17 protein-coding genes and 1 tRNA gene are annotated in these 17,323 nt (G+C 71.2%); 14 read left to right on the forward strand and 4 right to left on the reverse strand.

Annotated features, from left to right (window positions below; genetic code table 11):
- Nucleotides 1-582, reverse strand: coding sequence for a YdeI family protein (locus ACFVAJ_RS07815; protein ID WP_376942820.1), 582 nt, complete (start codon nt 580-582; stop codon nt 1-3).
- Between the two features lie 108 nt (nt 583-690).
- Between ACFVAJ_RS07815 and ACFVAJ_RS07820 the strand changes: the two genes are divergently transcribed.
- The 5 genes from ACFVAJ_RS07820 to ACFVAJ_RS07840 all read left to right on the forward strand — a co-directional run bounded on the left by ACFVAJ_RS07820 (nt 691) and on the right by ACFVAJ_RS07840 (nt 4,998).
- Entirely contained in the window at nt 691-1,533 is an 843-nt protein-coding gene (locus ACFVAJ_RS07820) for a class II glutamine amidotransferase (protein ID WP_376942822.1), read from the forward strand.
- 127 nt (nt 1,534-1,660) lie between these two features.
- Complete coding sequence (locus tag ACFVAJ_RS07825; protein WP_376942824.1) at nt 1,661-2,167, forward strand: hypothetical protein; 507 nt, start codon at nt 1,661-1,663, stop codon at nt 2,165-2,167.
- 88 nt (nt 2,168-2,255) lie between these two features.
- On the forward strand, nt 2,256-2,867 hold the full coding sequence (locus ACFVAJ_RS07830; protein WP_376942826.1) for a DUF305 domain-containing protein: 612 nt from the start codon (nt 2,256-2,258) through the stop codon (nt 2,865-2,867).
- Between the two features lie 109 nt (nt 2,868-2,976).
- Entirely contained in the window at nt 2,977-3,705 is a 729-nt protein-coding gene (locus tag ACFVAJ_RS07835; RefSeq protein ID WP_376942828.1) for a DsbA family protein, read from the forward strand.
- 147 nt (nt 3,706-3,852) lie between these two features.
- Nucleotides 3,853-4,998, forward strand: coding sequence for a peptidoglycan-binding protein (locus ACFVAJ_RS07840; RefSeq protein ID WP_376942830.1), 1,146 nt, complete (start codon nt 3,853-3,855; stop codon nt 4,996-4,998).
- Nucleotides 4,999-5,008: 10 nt separating this feature from the next.
- Here the strand turns inward: ACFVAJ_RS07840 and ACFVAJ_RS07845 are convergent, their stop codons facing one another.
- Nucleotides 5,009-5,647 carry a TetR/AcrR family transcriptional regulator gene (locus tag ACFVAJ_RS07845; protein WP_376942832.1) on the reverse strand — a complete coding sequence of 213 codons (639 nt, stop codon included), beginning with the start codon at nt 5,645-5,647 and terminating at the stop codon, nt 5,009-5,011.
- A gap of 270 nt (nt 5,648-5,917) precedes the next feature.
- Here ACFVAJ_RS07845 and ACFVAJ_RS07850 point away from each other — a divergent pair, with 270 nt between their 5' ends.
- The 7 genes from ACFVAJ_RS07850 (at nt 5,918) to ACFVAJ_RS07880 (ending at nt 14,766) form a co-directional block, all read left to right on the forward strand.
- On the forward strand, nt 5,918-7,555 hold the full coding sequence (locus ACFVAJ_RS07850) for an ABC transporter substrate-binding protein (protein WP_376942834.1): 1,638 nt from the start codon (nt 5,918-5,920) through the stop codon (nt 7,553-7,555).
- A gap of 64 nt (nt 7,556-7,619) precedes the next feature.
- A complete protein-coding gene (locus ACFVAJ_RS07855; protein WP_376942836.1) occupies nt 7,620-8,501 on the forward strand; it encodes an ABC transporter ATP-binding protein in 882 nt (293 codons plus the stop codon).
- A complete protein-coding gene (locus ACFVAJ_RS07860; RefSeq protein WP_376942838.1) occupies nt 8,498-9,304 on the forward strand; it encodes an ABC transporter ATP-binding protein in 807 nt (268 codons plus the stop codon). The genes ACFVAJ_RS07855 and ACFVAJ_RS07860 overlap by 4 nt, the downstream gene beginning before the upstream one ends.
- Nucleotides 9,301-10,284: an ABC transporter permease gene (locus ACFVAJ_RS07865; protein WP_376942840.1), complete on the forward strand. Its 984-nt coding sequence runs from the start codon at nt 9,301-9,303 to the stop codon at nt 10,282-10,284. The genes ACFVAJ_RS07860 and ACFVAJ_RS07865 overlap by 4 nt, the downstream gene beginning before the upstream one ends.
- A 67-nt stretch (nt 10,285-10,351) precedes the next feature.
- Nucleotides 10,352-11,311, forward strand: coding sequence for an ABC transporter permease (locus ACFVAJ_RS07870; RefSeq protein ID WP_376944602.1), 960 nt, complete (start codon nt 10,352-10,354; stop codon nt 11,309-11,311).
- Nucleotides 11,308-13,650 (forward strand): glycoside hydrolase family 3 N-terminal domain-containing protein, encoded by a 2,343-nt coding sequence (locus ACFVAJ_RS07875; RefSeq protein WP_376942842.1) that lies wholly within the window; start codon nt 11,308-11,310, stop codon nt 13,648-13,650. The genes ACFVAJ_RS07870 and ACFVAJ_RS07875 overlap by 4 nt, the downstream gene beginning before the upstream one ends.
- Nucleotides 13,651-13,830: 180 nt before the next feature.
- Nucleotides 13,831-14,766 (forward strand): CorA family divalent cation transporter, encoded by a 936-nt coding sequence (locus tag ACFVAJ_RS07880; RefSeq protein WP_376942843.1) that lies wholly within the window; start codon nt 13,831-13,833, stop codon nt 14,764-14,766.
- Nucleotides 14,767-14,846: 80 nt separating this feature from the next.
- Here ACFVAJ_RS07880 and ACFVAJ_RS07885 read toward each other — a convergent pair.
- Nucleotides 14,847-14,917: transfer RNA gene (locus ACFVAJ_RS07885), tRNA-Gly, on the reverse strand.
- 138 nt (nt 14,918-15,055) lie between these two features.
- Here ACFVAJ_RS07885 and dcd point away from each other — a divergent pair.
- Both dcd and ACFVAJ_RS07895 read left to right on the forward strand, forming a co-directional pair.
- Entirely contained in the window at nt 15,056-15,661 is a 606-nt protein-coding gene (gene dcd, locus ACFVAJ_RS07890; protein ID WP_376942845.1) for a dCTP deaminase, read from the forward strand.
- A 130-nt stretch (nt 15,662-15,791) separates the two neighbouring features.
- Nucleotides 15,792-16,292 (forward strand): hypothetical protein, encoded by a 501-nt coding sequence (locus ACFVAJ_RS07895; protein ID WP_376942846.1) that lies wholly within the window; start codon nt 15,792-15,794, stop codon nt 16,290-16,292.
- Between the two features lie 34 nt (nt 16,293-16,326).
- On the opposite strand, the gene ACFVAJ_RS07900 is transcribed toward ACFVAJ_RS07895, so the two are convergent.
- The gene (locus ACFVAJ_RS07900; RefSeq protein WP_376942848.1) at nt 16,327-17,262 is read right to left on the reverse strand and encodes an alpha/beta fold hydrolase; all 936 of its coding nucleotides are present in this window, start codon (nt 17,260-17,262) and stop codon (nt 16,327-16,329) included.
- Nucleotides 17,263-17,323: the final 61 nt, after the last annotated feature.

Genomic DNA, 17,323 nt, shown 5'->3' on the forward strand with positions numbered 1-17,323 from the left:
TCAGGGCGGGCCGGGGCGCTCGCCGGCGGCCGTCTTGCGGGCGATCTCCGCGATGCGCTTGGCCTTCGTCTCCGGCCGCTGCGCGAGGGCGATCTGCGAGAGCGCCCAGCGCCGCACCGACGCCGGGAACGACTCCCAGTTGGCGCGGGTGCCCGCGTCCGCGTCGAGGAGTGCCGAGAGTTCCGCGGGCTCGATGAGCCGGTCGGCGTCGTCGAACACGGTCCACATGCCGTTCGCCTTCGCCGCCTCGATCGCGGCGCGACCGCCGGGCTGCATGTAGCCCTCGGCCTCGATCCGCTCGACGCGCGCCTTGTTGGTCGCCGCCCAGGGGCTGCGCGGCTTGCGCGGGGCGAACCACTGCCCGTGCCGCTCGTCGTCGAGGGTCTTCGCCTGCCCGTCGATCCAGCCGACCGCGAGCGCCTCCATCACGGCGTCCTCGTAGGGGATGCGCCCCCGCCCGGTGGTGGTGCGCCACGAGACGAACCAGACGCCCTCGGCGCGCGCCTGGTGTTCGAGCAGCCACGCGCGCCACTCCTCGCGGGACTCGGGCTGGAAGTACTCGGGAGCGTCGCCGTCGGCCATGGCGACAGGCTAGCGAACCCGCAGTCCGACGGCCGGGTCTGCCGCGCGGTGGCGAATCGGCGTACTCTCGACCCAGAGGCATCCGTAACCCCCTGGGGAGGAAGCATCATGTGTCGCTGGCTGGCGTACTCGGGTGAGCCGATCCAACTCTCCAAGCTCATCCTCGATACACAGAACTCGCTCGTCGCGCAGTCGCTGAACTCGCCGCTCGGCGCCGAGACGGTCAACGGTGACGGTTTCGGCGTCGGCTGGTATCCGAAGGATGCCGAGATCGGCACCGCTCCCACGTTCTTCCACAGCATCGAACCCGCCTGGCACGACGAGAACCTGCGCGAGATCACCCACGCGATCGAGAGTCCGCTGTTCTTCGCGCACGTGCGCGCGGCTGCCGGGCCGCCGATCCAGCAGACGAACTGCCACCCGTTCCGGCATGACAACTGGCTGTTCATGCACAACGGCAGCCTCGCCGGCATGAGCCTCGTGCGACGCGACCTCGCCCTCGCGGTCGCGCCCGAGTTCTACCCGCTCATCCGCGGCACCACCGACTCCGAGGTGCTCTTCTACCTCGCCCTCACCCTCGGCCTCCGCGACGACCCCGTCGCGGGGATGGCCGCGGCGATCCGCAAGGTCGAGGAGATCGGCCACGAGCACGGGGTCGAGTTCCCGATGCAGGGCACGGTCGCGGTCTCCGACGGTGGGATCGTCTGGGCGTTCCGCTACTCCTCGCAGGGACGGACGCGCACCCTCTTCCACTCGATCGCCATGGCGACGCTGCAGGAGATGTACCCGGAGGAGGAGCGGCTGCGGGGGTTCGGCCGGCACGCGCGGGTCATCGTCTCGGAGCCGCTGAGCGATCTGCCGGGCGCCTTCGTCGAGGTGCCCGAGGCGACGGTCGCGATCCTCGAGCAGGGGCAGTACCGGCACGAGCCGTTCCTCGCGAACGCGGAGTAGCCCGCGCCGCAGCACGGCGCCTCCGGTGGATTCCCAGCCCCGCGCACGAGGCCGTGGAGTACGCTCGGGGGGTATTCGTCCGCGGTGGCCCCGCGGTGACCTGCGAGTGATCCGGCCGGGAGGTGCGATGTCGTCGAGCGCGGTCCGTGCATCCGGCCGTTCCGGCATCGGCGCCGTGCGCCGCGTCGTCGTCGCACTGCTCGGGGTGGCCGCCGTGCTCGTGGGCCTGCTCGCGATGCACACCGCGGGATCGGGCGCAGAGCACAGCGCCGCCGCGGCGGTCTCGCACGGCTCGCACGCGTCGCTCGAGTCAGGCGCCGCCGGCCACGCGACGCCGTCGGGCGCCCAGGGCTCGACGGCGGAGCATCCCGCCGTCTCGACCCTCGTCGCCTCGATCGGCGGCGCTCTCGCCTGCGACGAGGCGTGCATGAGCGCGCTGGGCGACTGCGCCCTCATGGTGATGGGCTGCGCGATGCTGCTCGTGCTGGTCGCCTTCGCGTTCGTCGCGGGCGGGCCCGCCATGTTCCGTCGGCTGCTCGACCGCGGCGCCGTCGACCTCTCGGCGTTCCTCCGGGTCATCCCGTCGCATCTGCATCGACCCGACCTCACCGTTCTCTCGATCAGTCGGACCTAGGCCGACCCCGGCCTCCGCCCTGCGGGCGTGGCTCCGCCGTGCCCGCAGGGAGTCACTCGACCGACTCCGACGAACGGAAGAAACACTGATGCGAACTGCACGAAAGCTCCTGATCACGGCCGCTGCGGCGGCCACCGCGCTCGCCCTCGCCGGCTGCGCCGACACCTCCATGTCCGGCATGGACCACGGCGACGGGGCCGGGGCTCCCGCGGCCGACTCGGCCGACCCGGTGGCCGGTGCGAGCGGCGCCGACGTCGCCTTCGCGACGATGATGATCCCGCACCACGAGCAGGCCGTCGAGATGAGCGAGCTGCTGCTCGCCGAAGCCGAGCTCAGCGATCCGGTGCGCGTGCTCGCCGAGGGTGTCATGGCGGCCCAGCAGCCCGAGATCGACCAGCTGCGCGAGTGGCTCGCCGAGTGGGGCCAGGACGAGGTCGACATGGGCGGCATGGATCACGGAGACGGCATGATGTCGGGCGACGACCTCGCCGCGCTCGAGGCCGCGACGGGCGCCGAGGCCGAACGGCTCTACCTCGAGCAGATGATCGTGCACCACGAGGGCGCCGTCGCGATGGCCGAGGTCGAGATCGCGGACGGCGAGCACCCCGACGCGATCGCGATGGCCGAGCGGATCGTCGCCACCCAGTCCGACGAGATCGCGCTGATGCAGGAGCTGCTCGGCGAGGCCCCGCGCGGGTAGCGGACCGCCGCGCACCGCACCCTGTCGCGCCGCGCCGCCCTGGAACCCGGAGGCGGCGCGGCGCGGAACCCACTCGACCCCGACCCCATCGAAACCGGAGAACCACCCCATGACCCCGACCGACCCGAAGCGCCCGACGAGCGGGAGCGCAGCCGAGGCATCCCGCCGCAAGCGGATCGTCTGGGTGAACGTCGCCCTCGTGGCCGCGTTCATCGCCGTCGTCGCGCTCGCCTTCGCCCTCCTCAGGCCGCAGGCGGCACCGCCGGAGACCGGCGGCCCGTCGTCGGCGGATGCCGCGGCGCCGACCGTCCGCGCCGATAGCCACGTGCTCGGCGAACCCGGGACGAGCGGGGTGACGGTCGTCGAGTTCCTCGACTTCGAGTGCGAGGCGTGCGGGGCGTTCTTCCCGCTCGTCGAGCAGCTGCGCGAGGACTACGCGGGCGAGGTGACGTTCGTCACCCGCTACTTCCCCCTCGACGGCCACCTGAACTCCCGGAACGCGGCCGTCGCCGCCGAGGCCGCCGCCCAGCAGGGCGCATTCGAGCCGATGTACGCGAAGCTCTTCGAGACGCAGGCCGAGTGGGGCGAGCAGCGGGAGTCGCGGGCGCCGCTCTTCCGCGAGTTCGCCGCCGAGCTCGGACTCGACCTCGACGCGTACGACGCGGCCGTCGCCGATCCCGCGACCCTCGAGCGCGTCGAATCCGACCGCATCGACGGCCTCTCGCTCGGCGTGCAGTCGACGCCGACGTTCTTCGTCGACGACGAGATGCTGCGGCTCGAGGCCTACGACGACCTCGCGGCCGGGATCGAGGCGGCACTGGGCGCGGCGAACGGGTAGCCGGGCTGCTCCCGGCGGCACGGCGGCGCGGGGGCCGGGAGCGTCCGAACCCGCGTCTCGGCGATTCCTCCGGAGATGCGGCGATGCGGGGCGCCCGGGTGCCAAGATGAGCCAGGGGTTTCTGATCACGATCGGGGGCGACGTGTGATGTTCGAACGGACGAGGGCGTCAGGGCGGGTCGCGGTCGCCGCCGCGTGCGCCGCGATCGCCGCGGTCGGGCTCGCCGGCTGCACGGAGGGCATGAGCAGCGTCGATCGGGCCGAGGCCCAGGTCGCCGCGAAGGAGCGGGCCGTCGCCGAGGCCCAGGCGGACCTCGCGGGCGCGTCGGACGAGTTCTGCGGCGCGAGCAAGAGCTACATCGCCGCACTCGACCGGTACGGCGACGTCCTCACCTCGACCGCGCCGACCGTCGGCGATGTACGGGAGGCGGGCGCCGACCTCTCCGAACCCCGGGACGACGCGTTCGACGGCGCCGAGGCGGCGGTCGAGGCCCAGCAGGACCTCCTGGTCGCCGAGCAGGAGCTCGCGGACGCCCGTGCGGCGCTGGCCGCGGCGGAGGCCGGCCCGACCGGCTCGCCGAGCGTCACGGCGACCGAACCGTCGAGCCCGGCGCCGCTCGCGCCGACCGCGTCCGTCGACCGGGTGAAGCAGGCCGACGCGGAGTTCGCCGACGCGCAGGCCGCCGTCACCGAGCAGACGCCGCTGGCGGAGGCATCCGAGCTGTTCAACAGCGCGGTGGTCGCGCTCGAGATGGCCTGGCTGAACCTGTTCGCCGACGCCGGCTGCCTGACCGACGAGCAGCAGCTGGAGGCCGAGGCTGCGGTCGGCGCGTACACGCTGGCGCTCCAGGAGGACCTCGCGGCGACGGGCTACTACTCCGGCACGGTGGACGGGATCTCGGGGCCGATGACCGTCCAGGCGGTGGAGGACCTGCAGGAGGCGAACGGCCTGCCGGTCACCGGCACCGTCGACAAGGCGACCGCCGCCGCCCTGCAGGCCGAACTCCTGGCACTCGGCGGCGCCGCGGCACAGGATTCGCTGGCCTCGACCGCCGCGATCCAGCAGACCCTGAAGCTCGCCGGGTTCTGGGACGGCCCGGTCGACGGGAAGTGGACGGACGCCCTCACCGAGGCGGTGAAGGAGTTCCAGGCGGCGCTCGGGGTCGAACCCACCGGGGCGGTCGACGCCGCCACGATCGCCACGTTCGAGCGGGCGATCGCCGAGCATCAGCAGGCGGACGCCGCGAGCCCGGAGCCGATGCCGTCGACGGCGCCGCCCAGCGCGGAGGGCTAGGCGCCCGCGTTCAGTCGTCGGCGAGCGGCGACGGCCGGGGATCGAGGACGGCGGAGACGATCGCCCCGATCGCGAACTCGGTCGCCTCGGCGAGCTCAACCTCCTCGGGTGCGTGCAGCCACTGCACCTGCAGGCCGTCCATGACGGCGATGATCGCGCTCGCCGCGTGCGCGACGCTCGCGGTGTCGGTGACGCCGCGCTCGGCGCAGACGACGTCGAATGCCTCGACGACCTGGCCCCGGAGCACCCGGTAGCGTTCGGAGAAGTAGGCCTGCGCGGGGTGGGCGTCGGTCACCGACTCACCCGAGAGCACGACGAACGCCTGCACGATGCCCGCCCGCTGCGCGTTGGCGAACGCCGTGCGCACGAGGTGGCGGAACAGCTCGAGCCCGCCGGGGATGTGCTGCTCCTCCAGGTCGGCGACATCGCTCTGATCGCGATACGTGAGGACCTCCATCAGCAGTTGGTCCTTCGAGCCGAAGTGGTGCAGGATTCCCGCGTGCGTCATTCCGACGTGTTCGGCGATCTCGACGAGCGTGCCGTTCGTGAAACCCTTGTTGCCGAAGACCTCCGTCGCCGCCTGCAGGATCTCGCGGCGCTTCGCAAGCGTTTCCGGGCGCGAGCGGGGTCGCTTGACGCTGTCCGACATCCTGCCCCTCTCGACGACCTTCCGACCGGTAAGTCTATGCCGATCGGGGGGCGCGGGAGAGGCGGCGCGGCAGGGTTTCGAGGGAGCCGCTTGCAATTTGCTGACTTGTCAGTAAGGTAAATCGCGAGCACCAACCATGCTGCGACAGCGCCGTCCGCTCCGCCCGAAGGGCACCAGGGGTACGCGCCGCGCAGTGACGATCACATCCGATCCGGCCGAGCCGGACGACGAACCCCTGAGGAGACAGCAGTGAGGCTGAAGCCCGCATTGGTGGCCGCGAGTATCGCGGCCGCGCTCGTGCTCACCGGATGCACGAGCGGAAACTCGAACGAAGGCAGCCCCGAGGCCGGGGCCGCCCTGACCATCGCCAAGCCCGACGGCCCGATCACGACCGAGGGCAACAACCCCTGGATCAACGACTCGTCGGCGATGCGCCTCGGCTACGCGAACGCGATCTTCGAGCCGCTCGGCATCGTGAACCTCGTCGACCCGAGCGCCGACGTCGTGCCGTGGCTCGCATCGGAGATCGCGTGGTCCGACGACTACACCTCGGTCCAGCTGACCGCGCGCGACGGCGTGAAGTGGAACGACGGCGAGGACTTCACCGCCGACGACATCGCCTTCACCTTCGAGCTGATCAAGGGCAACCCGGCGCTCGACACCAAGGCGCTCGGCATCTCCGACGTCGCGATCGACGGCAACGTCGCCACGATCACCTTCGCGACGCCGATGTTCGTCAAGCAGGACAAGGTGCTGCACACGCTGATCCTCCCCGAGCACGTCTGGGCGGACGTCGAGGACCCCACCACCTTCGTGAACGAGGAGCCGGTCGGCACCGGCCCCTACGTGCTCAGCACGTTCGACAGCCAGGCCGTCGAGCTCACCGCGCGCGACGACTACTGGGGCGGAGAGCTCGCCGTGCCGACGCTGTACTACGTCTCGTACGCCGACAACACGGCCCTCACGACCGCCCTCGCGAACGGCGACGCGGACTGGGCGCAGGCATTCATCCCGAACGTGCAGTCGGCCTACCTCGACAAGGACCCGGAGCACAACGTCTACTGGGCGGCCGCGGGCCTCGGCACCGACTCGATGTTCGTGAACACGACGACCAAGCCGTTCGACGACGTCGCCTTCCGCAAGGCCGTCAACCTCGTGGTCGACCGCCAGAAGCACCAGGAGATCGCCCGCGAAGGCGGCGTTCCCGAGCTCACGAGCGTCACGGGCCTCCCCACCCCCGCCGGTGACGCCTACATCGCCGACGAGTTCGCGGGCGAGGAGTACTCGGTCGACGTCGACGCCGCCAAGAAGGTGCTCTCCGACGCCGGCTACACGTGGGACGGCGAGGCGCTCGTCGACCCCGACGGCGAGCCGGTGACCTTCACCCTCACCGTGCCGCAGGGCTGGAACGACTACGTGACCGGCATCAGCCTCATCTCCGACTCCGTCAAGGAGCTCGGCGTCGAGGCCGCCGTCGACACCCCCGACGCCGACAGCTGGTGGGCGGCCAAGAGCGAGGGCGACTTCCAGGCGATCCTGCACTGGACGGACTCGGGCGCCACGCCGTACGACCTCTACAGCGACCAGATGGACGGCCGCTTCCTGAAGCCGATCGGCGAGGCCGCCGACTTCAACTTCGGTCGCTTCGACAGCCCCGAGGCCACGGCCGCGCTCACCGAGTACGCGACCGCGACCGACGACGCCACGCGCGCCGCCGCCCTCGAGACCGTGCAGAAGATCTTCGTCGACGAGGTGCCGACGATCCCCGTCGGCACGCGCCCCTTCATCGGCCAGTACAACACCCGCAACTACGTGGGCTGGCCCGGCGAGGACGACCCCTACGTCCCCGCCGACCCGACGCAGCCCACCTCGGTCTACATCCTGACCAAGCTGCAGCCGGCCGACTGATCCACCCCAGCGGGAGCCGGGCCGGCGACGGCCCGGCTCCCGCACCACGTGAGAGACACGACACATGAGCGACGACGCCCTCCTCAGCATCACCGACTTCAGCGTCACCTACGAGAGCGATCCGCCCGTCGAGGCGGTGCGCGAGGTCACCCTCGAACTCCGCCGGGGTGAGATCCTCGGGCTCGCCGGAGAGTCCGGGTGCGGCAAGACGACCCTCGCCTACGGCGTGCAGCGGCTGCTCAAGCCGCCGGCCGTGATCACGGGCGGCGAGGTCGTCTTCCACGACGCAGCAGGCGAAGACGTCTCGATCGGTGCGCTCACCGACGACGAGATGCGCCGCTTCCGCTGGAACAAGGCGTCGATGGTCTTCCAGGGCGCGATGAACGCGCTCAACCCGGTGCTGCCGATCGGCCGCCAGCTCGCCGACGTCTTCACGACGCACCGACCCGGCATGAGCCGCGCCGAGCGCACCCGCGAGTGCGGCGAGCTGCTCGAGATCGTCGGCGTCGGACGCGAACGGCTGAAGTCGTTCGCCCACGAGCTCTCGGGCGGCATGCGCCAGCGCGTCATGATCGCGATGGCGCTCGCCCTGCGGCCGCAGCTCATGATCATGGACGAGCCGACGACGGCCCTCGACGTGCTCGTGCAGCGGGACATCCTGCGCAAGATCTCGGAGCTGCGACACGAGTTCGGCTTCTCGGTCGTCTTCATCACGCACGACCTGCCGCTGCTCCTCGAGATCTCCGACCGCATCGCGGTCATGCGCGAGGGCCGCATCGTCGAGCTCGACACCGCTGAGCACCTCTACCGGAACCCCCAGCACGAGTACACGCGCACGCTGCTGAGCTCGTTCCCGAGCCTGACCGGCGACCGCGGCGACTTCGTGCGCGCCGCGGCGATCGCCCCGCTCACCACCTCCACCGTCGCCCAGGAGCTCTCGGCATGACCGTCCTCGAATTCCGCAACGTCACGAAGCGCTACCGGGTGCGCGGGGCCGGCCAGATGCTCGCCCTCGACGACGTCGACTTCACGCTGCGCAGCGGCCAGACCCTCGCCCTCGTCGGCCAGTCGGGCAGCGGCAAGTCGACCATCGCGAAGATCATCACCCAGCTCGAGCGGCCGAGCGAGGGCCAGGTGCTGCTCGACGAGCGCCCGATCCCGCGCTCGGGCGGCGCACTGCGCCGATATCGCGCGCAGGTGCGCATGGTCTTCCAGGACCCGTTCGCCTCGCTGAACCCGTACCACACGATCCGCCATCACCTCGAGCGGCCGCTGCGGCTCGACAAGGTGGTGCCCCGCGACCAGGTCGACGCCGAGGTGCACCGCCTCCTCGAGCGGGTGCGGCTCGACGCCGCCCGCGTCATCGACCGCCGCCCCCACGAGCTGTCGGGCGGCCAGCGCCAGCGGGTGGCGATCGCCCGCGCGCTCGCCTCGCGGCCGAGCCTCCTCGTCGCCGACGAGCCGGTGTCGATGCTCGACGTGTCGATCCGCCTCGGCGTGCTGAACCTGCTCGCCGAGCTCCAGCGCGAGTCGCAGCTCGGCGTGCTCTACATCACGCACGACCTGGCGACCGCCCGTCACTTCAGCGACGAGATCATGGTGCTCCACCACGGCCGGGTGGTCGAGCAGGGCCCCGCCGACGACGTCATCCTGCGCCCGACGCAGGAGTACACCCGCGCCCTGCGCGATGCATCCCCCGACCCCGACCGCCATTTCGCGGCCCCGAGCGCCGAAGGAGCCCGCTCGTGAGGTTCATCGTCCGACGCGTCGTGTTCTACCTCGTCACCCTGTGGGCGGCGATCACGATCAACTTCTTCCTGCCCCGCATGATGAAGGGCGACCCGGTGTCGGCCTTCCTCGCGAAGAACCAGGGCAAGATCAGCCCCGAGGCCGCCGACGCGCTGCGCACCCTGTTCGGCCTCGACCACGAGACCCCGCTCTGGCAGCAGTACCTCGACTACTGGCGGCTGCTGCTGAGCGGCGACCTCGGCCGCTCGTTCTCGCACGGGCTGTCGCCGGTGACCGACGTCATCGCGGTCGCGCTGCCGTGGACGATCGGGCTCGTGGGCCTCGCGACGATCATCTCGTTCCTGCTCGGCACCGCGGCGGGCGCCTTCATCGGCTGGCGGCGGGGCAGCAAGGCCGACGCAGCCCTCCCGATCGCCACGTTCTTCTCGACCGTGCCGTACTTCTGGATGGGCCTCATCGCGATCGCGATCTTCTCGACGACGCTCGGCTGGTTCCCCGCGTCGCACGCGTACGACAAGGGCGTGACCCCCGGCTTCAACGCGGAGTTCATCGGCAGCGTCATCTACCACGGCACCCTGCCGGCGCTCACGATCGTCGTGGCCTCCCTCGGCGGCTGGATCCTCGGCATGCGCAACATGATGATCACGGTCCTCGACGAGGACTACATCACGGTCGCGCAGGCGAAGGGACTGCCCGAGCGCGAGGTCGTCACCGGCTACGCCGCCCGCAACGCGATGCTGCCGCAGCTCTCGAGCTTCGCCCTCTCGCTCGGCTTCATCGTCGGCGGCACCCTCGTGATGGAGCTCGTCTTCTCCTACCCCGGCGTGGGCAAGCTGCTGCTCGACGCCACGAACGCCAAGGACTACCCGCTCATGCAGGGCCTGTTCCTGGTGATCACGCTCGCGGTGCTCGCGGCGAACATCCTCGCCGACATCGCCTACGCGATCCTCGACCCGCGCGCCCGCCAGCTGGAGGCCTGACATGACGATCCCGACGACGACCGCCCTGCGCGAGTCCGCCCCAGAGGGCTCGCGCCCCGGCCGCAACATGTGGAAGCGCATGGGCGCCTCGTTCTCGATGTTCCGCAACGGCAAGTCGCTCACCGGCCTCGCGATCCTCGGCTTCTTCACCGTGCTCGCCGTCTTCGGCGACCTGATCGCCCCGTACGGCCCGCTCGAGAAGGACTACTCGGCCCTCAAGCAGCCGCCCTCGCCGGCGCACTGGCTCGGCACGACGCACATGGGCGAGGACGTGCTGAGCCAGATCATCTACGGCACCCGCGGCGTGCTCGTCGTCGGGTTCCTGGCCGGGGTCATCGCGACCCTCATCGCGATCATCGTGGGCGTGACCTCGGGCATGCTCGGGGGCTGGCGCAGCGAGTCGCTGTCGATGCTGACGAACGTGTTCCTCGTCATCCCCGGGCTGCCGCTCATGATCATCATCGCCTCGCAGTACGAGAATCCGAGCCTGCTGCTCATCTCGGCGGTGCTCGCGATCACCGGCTGGGCGTGGGGCGGTCGCGTGCTCCGCGCGCAGACGATGTCGCTGCGCAGCCGCGACTTCGTGCAGGCGGCCCGCGCCAACGGCGAGCCGCTGTGGCGGGTGATCGCGGTCGAGATGCTGCCGAACCTCATGGCGATCATCGCCTCGAGCTTCGTCGGCACGGTCACCGCGGCGGTGCTCGGCCTCACGACGCTCGCGTTCATCGGCGTCATCCCGATCACGAACCTCAACTGGGGCACCATCCTGTTCTGGGCGCAGCAGAACGGCGCCTTCCCCGACTACTGGTGGTGGTACGTGCCCGCCGGCCTCTGCATCGCGCTGCTCGGCACGGCTCTCGCGCTCATCAACTTCGGCATCGACGAGTACGTCAACCCGCGCCTGCGCTCGGCGGGCGAGCGCGCCCGCGCGCTGCGCAAGCAGGGGCTGAGCGCCACGAGCGCGGTGACCGCGGTGCGCGCACCCGCCGCCACGACGACGGATGCCGCGAAGGCGACCACCTCATGACCGACATCGACGCACGACCGAGGAGCACCACCGTGACCGCCCTGCCGCTCGAGGACCGGGCCCCGGCCTTCCGCGACCCCGCCCTGCCCATCGCCGATCGGGTCGCCGACCTCGTCGCCCGCATGACCGTCGAGGAGAAGGTCGGGCAGATGCTGCAGCTCGACGCCCGCGACGACCTCGACGACCTCGTGCTCGGCAAGCACGTCGGCTCCATCCTGCACACCTCGCCCGAGCGGCTCGACCGCGCGCACGAGCTCGTCGCCCAGACGCGCCTGGGCATCCCGCTGCTCGTCGGCGAGGACTGCATCCACGGCCACTCGTTCTGGGAGGGCGCCACGATCTTCCCGACCCAGCTCGGCATGGCCGGCAGCTGGAACGCCGACCTCGTCGAGCGCGCCGCCAGGGCGACGGCCGTCGAGGTCGCCGCCACCGGCATCCACTGGACCTTCTCGCCCGTGCTCTGCATCAGCCGCGACCTGCGCTGGGGCCGCGTCGACGAGACCTTCGGCGAGGACCCCCACCTCATCGGCGAGCTCGCCTCGGCCATGGTGCGCGGCTACCAGGGCGACGGGCTCGACGACCGCCGGGCCATCCTCGCGACGGCGAAGCACTTCGCCGGCTACTCCGAGACGCAGGGCGGCCGCGATGCGAGCGAGGCCGACCTCTCGCCGCGCAAGCTGCGGTCGTGGTTCCTGCCGCCGTTCGAGCGCGTGGCCCGGGAGGGCTGCCGCACGTTCATGCTCGGCTACCAGACCACCGACGGCGTGCCGATCACCCTCAACGAGTGGCTGCTCACCGACGTGCTGCGGGGGGAGTGGGGCTACACGGGCACGCTCATCACCGACTGGGACAACGTGGGCCGCATGGTGTGGGAGCAGCAGATCCAGCCCGACTACGCGCACGCGTCGGCCGCGACGGTCAAGGCCGGCAACGACATGGTCATGACCACGCCCGGGTTCTACCGCGGCGCGCTCGACGCGATCGAGCAGGGCCTCCTCGCCGAGTCGGAGCTCGACGCGGCGGTCGCCCGCATCCTCACCCTCAAGTTCGAGCTCGGCCTCTTCGAGGACCCGCGGCACCCCGACCGCGAGCGCATCGCGACCGAGATCGCGACGCCCGACCACCGTGCGCTCAACCTCGAGCTCACGCGCCGTTCGCTCGTGCTGCTCGAGAACGACGGGCTGCTTCCGCTGGGCGGCGGCTTCGAGGCGGATGCCACGGGGCGGGCGCTCGCCGGCCCGGCGGCCGCGACTCGGACGATCGCCGTCGTCGGCCCCCTCGCCGACGACGCGCAGACGCAGCTCGGCGACTGGGCGGGCAGTTCGGGTCAGGCCGGATGGCTCGACGGCCAGCCGCGCGAGATGATCACGACGGTGCTCGACGGCTTCCGGCGCTTCGCGCCCGACGGCTGGGCGATCACGCACGCCCGCGGCGCCGACGTGCTCACCCTCGAGCAGGACCCGGCCGGCGCGACCTTCCCCGACGGACAGCCCCGGCCGCAGATCGTGGTGCCGTCGGCGCCTGACGAGGCGATGATCGCCGAGGCGGTCGAGCAGGCGAGCGCGGCCGACGTGGCCGTCGTCGTCGTCGGCGACGTGATCGAGCTCGTCGGCGAAGGGCGCTCGACCGCGACGCTCGACCTCATCGGCGGCCAGATCGCGCTGCTCGACGCGATCGCCGAGACCGGCACGCCGTTCGTGGTGGTGCTGCTCGCCTCGAAGCCGCTCGTGCTGCCGCCCTCGGCGCACCGCGCCTCGGCCGTCGTCTGGGCGGCGTCGCCGGGCATGGAGGGCGGGCGGGCGATCGCCGAGCTCGCGCTCGGCCTCGTCGAGCCGAGCGGGCGCCTGCCGATCTCGTTCGCCCGCCACGTCGGCCAGCAGCCGACCTACTACAACCAGATCCGCGGTCAGCACGGCACCCGCTACGCCGACCTCACGCAGTCGCCCGCGTGGGCGTTCGGCGAGGGGCGCTCGTACACCGAGGTCGAGTACTCGGGGTTGGTGCTCGAAGCGACCGAGCTCGATGCGGGCGACGTCGTGCGCGCGACCCTCACGCTGCGCAATACGGGCGCGCGGCCGAGCCGCGAGACCGTCCAGGTCTACGTGAGCGACACCGTCACCTCGGTGAGCTGGGCCGACAAGGAACTGAAGGCGTTCCAGCAGGTCGACCTCGAGCCCGGAGCCACGGCGACGGTCGCGATCGAGCTCCCGGTCACGGAGTGCTCGATCGTGAACGCCCGCGGTGAGCGCCTGGTCGAGCCGGGCGACTTCGAGTTGCGCGTCGGTCCGTCCTCGCGGGAGGAAAGGCTGCTGCGGGCGACGTTCACCGTCGCGGGATGACGGCGGCGGCAGCACACTGCCCAGGGGTTGCCGCGAGGCGCGCGGCGCGCGGCGTGCTCGGCGTCGTCGCGACGACCGAACGGCTAGCCCGATCGAGCGGCGAGGGCAACCCCGTGTACGGACTCGGCGTGCGCGCATAGCGTGGCAGGTGGCACAGCGGGTGCAGAGACGAGGTCGGCGATGACTGACACGCGCACGAACCCCGGAGTCTGGGCGAGATCCGTCAATCCCGACGCGGGCGAACTCGGACGGCTCGCGGAGCGGTTCGGCCTGCACCCGTTGATCGTCGACGACCTGGCCGAAGGCCGCCAGGAGCCGAAGCTCGAGCGGCTCGCGGAGCATCTCCACCTCACACTCTGGGATGTGAACTGGAACGGCACCGACCCGGCGACGCATTCCGACATCGTCGTGATCTTCAACGAACGCGACTGCCTGGTGGTCCAGCAGGGACCCGCAGACGAGCTCCGGGACATCGATGAACTGCTGCGGTCCGACGGGCTCGTGCCGGTCACCTCGCCGATCTCGGCGGTGTACCGCATCCTCGACGCGGTCGTGCGCGATTTCGTCGAGCTCGGCGCCGGCGTCGAGCGCGAACTCGAGAAGGTCGAGGAGGAGGTGTTCGACAGCCGGGTCCACGAGGACTACCGGCGCATCTATCGCCTCCGGCAACGCATCGGGCGAATCGATCGTGCCGTGACGGGGCTCTCCGAGGCGATCAGGTCGAGCAGGGGCGAGATCGAAGACCTGATGGGACCTGAGCTGGGTGAGTACTTCACGCACCTCGAGCACGACATCGAGGGCGTGGCCAAGCTCGCCGGCGCTGAGCATGCTGCGCTCGACGCGGCGGTCACGAGCCACGAGAGCAATGTCTCCACCCGGCAGAACCAGGACATGCGCACCATCTCCGCGTTCGCGGCGCTGCTCGCCATTCCGACCGTGATCGGCGGGATCTACGGCATGAACTTCAAGAATCTGCCGCTGGTCCAGTGGGAGTTCGGCTGGTTGGCGGTGGGTGCAGCGATGATCGTGCTCGATCTCATCGCCTACGCGATGTTCCGGCGCAGGGGCTGGCTCGGCGGTCGGCGAGGCGGACGCCCGAGCGGGAACCGCACCTGAACCAGGTGGCTGCATCGCGTCCAAGCCCTCAGGGCCGGCGCTGTGGCCCCGTCCGATGCTTCCGCGAGGCCGGGTATCGGAGCCGATGACGGGAATCGAACCCGCGCTGTCTGCTTGGGAAGCAGAAGTTCTACCATTGAACTACATCGGCGTGCGGCATCCGAAGGGTGCAGCGGTGACCATCGTAGCAAGGGTCTCGAGTCGCTTCGCTACCCGACCGGGCATGACGGGTCTCGATGCGCTTCGCTCCCCGCCCATCGCGATCACCGGCGCTCGGTAGGCTGGGCGGGTGCTTCTCTCGGATCGTGACATCAGGGCCGAACTCGACCTGCAGCGCATCAAGCTCGAACCCTCCGACGCGTCGATGCTGCAGCCGTCGAGCGTCGACGTGCGGCTCGACCGGTACTTCCGGCTGTTCGACAACCACAAGTACCCCTTCATCGACCCGGCAGAAGACCAGCCCGAGCTGACCCACCTCATCGAGGTGAAGCCCGACGAGGCGTTCATCCTGCACCCGGGCGAGTTCGTGCTCGCCTCGACGTTCGAGGCCGTCACCCTGCCCGACGATGTCGCCGCGCGCCTCGAGGGCAAGAGCTCGCTCGGCCGGCTCGGCCTGCTCACGCACTCGACCGCGGGCTTCATCGACCCCGGCTTCACGGGGCACGTCACGCTCGAGCTCAGCAACGTGGCGACCCTGCCGATCAAGCTCTGGCCGGGCATGAAGATCGGGCAGATGTGCTTCTTCCGCCTGTCGTCGCCCGCCGAGAAGCCGTACGGCTCGGCCGACTACTCGAGCCGCTACCAGGGCCAGCGGGGGCCGACGGCCTCGCGCTCGTTCCACAACTTCCATCGCTCCGACGTGAGCGTCACCGACGCCGGCGCGAAGGGCGAGTAGCGCCCGACGGGCCGTCGCGACGGCGCTCGCGCCGCCGGATCATCCCGCACATCAGCGGGATCCGCAAGGCGTTGCCGCTGCGGTCGCGCCGCGGTTCGATGGGGTGATCGAGCTGAGGAGGCCGATCACCGTGGACACCAGCACCATCATCTGGATCGTCGTCGGAATCGTCGTGGTCATCGCGATCGTGGTCATCGTCGTGATGGCCACCAATCGGCGGCGCCGGGAGGCACAGGCCGAAGCCGGTCGGCGCAAGGCCGCCGAACTGCGGCAGAGCGCAGCCGAGACGGATGCCGCCGCGCGCCAGCGCGACGCCGACGCCGCCCGGGCTGCGGCCGACGCGAAGCAGGCGCAGGCGGCAGCCGCCGAGGCCCGTCTCGAAGCCGATCGGCTCGATCGGGAGAGCGTCGAGCGGCAGTCCGCCGCCGAGGAGCTCCGCGCCGAGGCGGACGACCACCTCAGGAAGGCCGACCGCGTCGACCCCGATGTCGACGCCGACGCGGACCGCGACCGCGACGCCGATGCGACCACGACCTCGAGCGCGGACTCGGCGAGCACCGACCGACCGGTCGCCGAACCTCTCGGCCGTCACTCGGGCGGGAACGGTCCTGGCAACGGCCGCGTGCGCTGACGGCCGTCGGTTCGGCTGACGCCCGCCGCGCAGCTCAGGCCGGCGGGCCGACTCGGGTTGCGAGTTCGGCGTCGGCGTCCGCGTCGACGCGCGCCGGCGCGGCGAGCGCCGCGTCCGGCGCGGTGAGGAAGTCGACGACGGCGTCGAGCGTCACATCTGCGCGGAGCACCCGGTTGTGGCCGAGACCCTCCGTCGGCACCAAGCGGGCACCGGGGTTCACGGCGAGCAGTCGCTCGGACTCGGCGTAGGGAACGCGGCGGTCGCCGCGGTCGTGCACGAGCAGCAGCGCGGTCTCGGGCCGAAGGGGATGCCTCGCCGCCGAGTACCGCTCGAAGGGGTCGCCGCCGCCCGGGAACAGCTTCGCGGAGAACCGCGCCGCGAGCGCGTCGCGGGTGCGTCGGTCGAGGCGGAGCATCTCGCCGAACCCCTCGATGAATGTTCGCGGGTCGGCCGCGCCGGCGATGCCGACCACCCGGTGGGTGTCGAGGCCGTCGTGCGCGGCCATGAGCGCTGCCAGCGCACCGAACGAGTGGCCGACGACCGCGTGGAAGCGGCCGTGGCGGCGCTGCAGCTGCTCCATCGCGTCGAGGTGGTCGATGAGGTACGTGCCGCGACCGGGCGAGTCGCCGTTCGCGGGGCCGTCGAACGCGACGATGCGGAAGCCTTCGCTGCGCAGCTCGCGGATGAGCGGGGCGAAGACGCTCGCACGCGACTGCCAGCCGTGGGCGAGCAGCACGGTGTCGTCGCCCGTGCCCCACTCGTAGCTCACCACGTCGACGCCGCGACGGTGCAGGCCGGGAATGCGCACGGTGCTGCGCCGCGCCGAGTCGTGGGTGGCGCGGTCGGCCGGCGCGACGGGGGTGCGCGGGCCGACGCGCATGAAGAGCGGGTAGGCGAGTGCGCCGCCTGCGGTCGGCGAGACCGACCCGGTCAGGCGGACTCCTGCGGCGATGGCGGTTGCGGCGGACATCTCGACTCCTCAAACAATACGAACGGTCGTACTCCCACTATACGAACGATCGTGCGTAAAA

It is taken from the genome of Agromyces sp. NPDC057679 (assembly GCF_042799635.1).
Lineage (GTDB): Bacteria > Actinomycetota > Actinomycetes > Actinomycetales > Microbacteriaceae > Agromyces.

Excerpts from the sequence above, each read along its gene's own strand:
- ACFVAJ_RS07860 (WP_376942838.1), top strand. The coding sequence starts at position 8,498 with ATGACCGTCCTCGAATTCCGCAACGTCACGAAGCGCTACCGGGTGCGC.
- ACFVAJ_RS07875 (WP_376942842.1), top strand. The coding sequence starts at position 11,308 with ATGACCGACATCGACGCACGACCGAGGAGCACCACCGTGACCGCCCTG.
- ACFVAJ_RS07820 (WP_376942822.1), top strand. The coding sequence starts at position 691 with ATGTGTCGCTGGCTGGCGTACTCGGGTGAGCCGATCCAACTCTCCAAG.
- ACFVAJ_RS07880 (WP_376942843.1), top strand. The coding sequence starts at position 13,831 with ATGACTGACACGCGCACGAACCCCGGAGTCTGGGCGAGATCCGTCAAT.
- ACFVAJ_RS07835 (WP_376942828.1), top strand. The coding sequence starts at position 2,977 with ATGACCCCGACCGACCCGAAGCGCCCGACGAGCGGGAGCGCAGCCGAG.
- ACFVAJ_RS07815 (WP_376942820.1), bottom strand. The coding sequence starts at position 582 with ATGGCCGACGGCGACGCTCCCGAGTACTTCCAGCCCGAGTCCCGCGAG.
- ACFVAJ_RS07855 (WP_376942836.1), top strand. The coding sequence starts at position 7,620 with ATGAGCGACGACGCCCTCCTCAGCATCACCGACTTCAGCGTCACCTAC.
- ACFVAJ_RS07825 (WP_376942824.1), top strand. The coding sequence starts at position 1,661 with ATGTCGTCGAGCGCGGTCCGTGCATCCGGCCGTTCCGGCATCGGCGCC.
- ACFVAJ_RS07830 (WP_376942826.1), top strand. The coding sequence starts at position 2,256 with ATGCGAACTGCACGAAAGCTCCTGATCACGGCCGCTGCGGCGGCCACC.
- ACFVAJ_RS07900 (WP_376942848.1), bottom strand. The coding sequence starts at position 17,262 with ATGTCCGCCGCAACCGCCATCGCCGCAGGAGTCCGCCTGACCGGGTCG.
- ACFVAJ_RS07845 (WP_376942832.1), bottom strand. The coding sequence starts at position 5,647 with ATGTCGGACAGCGTCAAGCGACCCCGCTCGCGCCCGGAAACGCTTGCG.
- ACFVAJ_RS07840 (WP_376942830.1), top strand. The coding sequence starts at position 3,853 with ATGTTCGAACGGACGAGGGCGTCAGGGCGGGTCGCGGTCGCCGCCGCG.
- ACFVAJ_RS07870 (WP_376944602.1), top strand. The coding sequence starts at position 10,352 with ATGTGGAAGCGCATGGGCGCCTCGTTCTCGATGTTCCGCAACGGCAAG.